Below are 2,631 nucleotides of genomic sequence, written 5' to 3'. Positions count from 1 at the left end.
TCCGGCACCACCCGGCGCCACACGCACTCGATCACCGTCACCGCCCGTCGCTCGATCAACCCCGAACCACGCACCACCATACTTCGCCGGTCCGACATTCGCCCACTTCGGAGCGGGAACCGTTGGTGCGCAAGGGAAAGAGCGAAGGCGGGCGACCCGGGTGGGCCGCCCGCCGAGCGCGAAGCGTCAGAGCTGCTGCTTGATCAGGTCCACGTAGGAGGACACGCGGGCGTACACGCCCGGCTTGCCCGCGAGGGCGCAGCCCTCACCCCAGGAGACGACGCCGATCAGCTTGCCGCCCGCGACCAGCGGACCGCCGGAGTCGGCCTGGCAGCTGTCCTTGCCGCCGTTCGGGTAGCCCGCGCACACCATCGACGCCTTGCGGTAGTCGGCGCCGTAGGCAGTGGCGCAGGTCTGGTCGGAGGTCACCGGCACGTCGACCTGGTTCAAGGTGTCGGAGTAGGTGCCGGTACCGGTGGTGTCGCCCCAGCCCAGGGTCTTGGCGACGGTGCCGGCCGAGTAGAGCCCGGAGTCCGCCGAGGTGGCCAGCGGCAGGGTCTTGTACGGCAGGTTCTGGTCCAGCGTCATCACGGCGACGTCGTCGCCCTGGGTGACGCTGCGGTAGTTCGGGTGCTGCCAGACCTTGGTGACCTTGGCCAGCACGCCAGCGCTGGTGCGCAGGTCGGTGCGCCCGGCGGCGACGCCCCAGGAGCTGGCCGCCTTGCCCGCGGTGCAGTGCGCGGCGGTGACGACCTTGTTCGGCGCGACGAGCGTGCCGCCGCACCACTGGGTGCCGTTGTAGATCAGCGCGACCGTCCACGGGTACTGCTCCGTGGTGGCGGGGCCGCCGCCGACGATCATCGGCGACAGGTCGCCGGACGGCTTGGCCGGTGCGGCGGTGGCGGTTCCGGTGGCGGCGATGCCGAGCGCCGCGGCGATGCCGACGATCTTGACCAGGTGACGCAGGGAGCCCACTGGTTCACTTCCTTTCCCCGTGCCCTCGAACGAGGTCCGGCCACGGGCGGGCCGGTTGAGAAAAGGCAACTCCAGAACGGGTTCTCCGGACAAGCGACGCTGGAGGGGCGACCGATCGGAGCAGGAACGGGGACCGAACGCCGCAGCGCGCCAGGGGTTTCGCGCTCGTCAAGGGCTCTGCCGAAATCCGGAGGGATTGTTGATTCCACAGTGGACGGCCTGAGAAAGTCCTTGCTGGACCTATGAAACCAGATGGTGTACGAGTCGCGCGAGTGCCTCGGCCGAACTCGTCCCGGTTTCCGCCGTGTAGACGACGACCCGCTGCCCCTCGTCGTCCGGCAGCAGCATCAGCTCGTCCGTCAGCGTCAACCGACCGACGACGGGGTGGTCGTACTCGCGCGCGTTGAACGCGCAGTTGCGGACCGGGTACTGCGTCCAGAGCGCGGCGAACTCCTTGCTCTGCAACGACAATTCCTCGATGAGGCGCGCGATGCCGTTGTCGGCGGGATACGCGCCGGAGATCATCCGCAGGTGCGCGACGGCATCGCGCATCTTCCGGTCGTGGTCGACGTAGAGATCGCGCGTGCGCTGGTCGAGAAAAACCAACCGCGCGAGGTTCACGGCTTGTGGCTCCGCGAAGTCGTGGTGCGACGCGAGCAGGGCGTGCGCGAGCCGGTTCCACGCGAGCACGTCCGTCCGCCGCCCCATCACGAGCGCCGGGACGTCCCGCATCGAGTCGATCATCAACCGCACGCTCGGCCGGAGCCGTTCTTCCGCGTTCGGCGTGCTTCCGCGAGCCAGCCGGTACAGGTGCGCGCGCTCGTCACCGTTGAGCCGCAGCACTCGCGCCACCGCGTCCAGCACGGAGTCCGAGGCGTTGCGATCGCGCCCCTGCTCCAGGCGCGTGTAGTACGGCACGCTGATCCCCGCGAGCTCGGCCAGCTCCTCCCGCCGCAGCCCACGCACGCGGCGCCTACCGCCCTCCGCCAACCCCACGTCGGTCGGGCTGATCCGCGCGCGGCACGCCTTGAGGTACTCCCCCAGCTCCATATCCTGACCTTCCCAGGGTCCTGGCTAGCGTTGCTCGTCACGACAACGCTCAACGCCATGAGAATCATCGTCATCGGCGCGAGCGGCACCATCGGGTCCGCCGTGTCGTCCCTCCTGGAAGCTTCCGGCCACTCCGTCGTCCGCGCATCCCGGTCCGGGCCCGTCCACGTGGACCTGGCCGATCCCCGCAGCCTCGATGCGCTGTTCGCTTCGGTCGCGGATGTGGACGGGGTGGTGTGCACGGCGGCCCATGCTCCGCTTCAGCCGCTGGCCGAGTTGGATGACGCGTCATTTCGACAGGTGAAGCTCGATGGCCAGTTGGCGTTGTTCTGGCGCGCGGTTCGAGCGTTGCGCGATGGCGGGCGCATCGTGCTGACCGCCGGTCGCTTCGAGGGCGCGCTGTGCCGAGGATCGGTGGGGGCGATGGTCAACGCGGCCTTGGAGGCGTTCGTGGAGAACGCTCGCGAGGAGCTGCCCCGGGGGATCTCCGCGGCGGTGGTCAGTCCGGGATGGGTTTCGGAGACGTTGGCGGGGATGGGCCGCAGCGGTGGGACTCCGGTGGCGGAGGTGGCTCGGGAGTACGTGGAGCTCGTCACCGGGGCCTGA

3 protein-coding genes are annotated in these 2,631 nt (G+C 69.5%); 1 reads left to right on the top strand and 2 read right to left on the bottom strand.

From position 1 onward, the window contains the following. Nucleotides 1-186 precede the first annotated feature (186 nt). Nucleotides 187-975 carry a S1 family peptidase gene (locus ABD798_RS34110; RefSeq protein WP_344884634.1) on the bottom strand — a complete coding sequence of 263 codons (789 nt, stop codon included), beginning with the start codon at nucleotides 973-975 and terminating at the stop codon, nucleotides 187-189. Between the two features lie 240 nt (nucleotides 976-1,215). Next, nucleotides 1,216-2,025, bottom strand: coding sequence for a helix-turn-helix transcriptional regulator (locus ABD798_RS34105; RefSeq protein ID WP_344884631.1), 810 nt, complete (start codon nucleotides 2,023-2,025; stop codon nucleotides 1,216-1,218). A gap of 57 nt (nucleotides 2,026-2,082) precedes the next feature. Here ABD798_RS34105 and ABD798_RS34100 point away from each other — a divergent pair, with 57 nt between their 5' ends. Then, nucleotides 2,083-2,631 (top strand): SDR family oxidoreductase, encoded by a 549-nt coding sequence (locus tag ABD798_RS34100; protein WP_344884628.1) that lies wholly within the window; start codon nucleotides 2,083-2,085, stop codon nucleotides 2,629-2,631.

Origin of the sequence: Allokutzneria multivorans, from assembly GCF_039537405.1 — a bacterium.
Lineage (GTDB): Bacteria > Actinomycetota > Actinomycetes > Mycobacteriales > Pseudonocardiaceae > Allokutzneria > Allokutzneria multivorans.
This window is presented reverse-complemented; position numbering and strand designations above follow the sequence as displayed.

Coding starts and splice junctions, on each gene's coding strand:
- ABD798_RS34105 (WP_344884631.1), bottom strand. CDS start 2,025: ATGGAGCTGGGGGAGTACCTCAAGGCGTGCCGCGCGCGGATCAGCCCG.
- ABD798_RS34100 (WP_344884628.1), top strand. CDS start 2,083: ATGAGAATCATCGTCATCGGCGCGAGCGGCACCATCGGGTCCGCCGTG.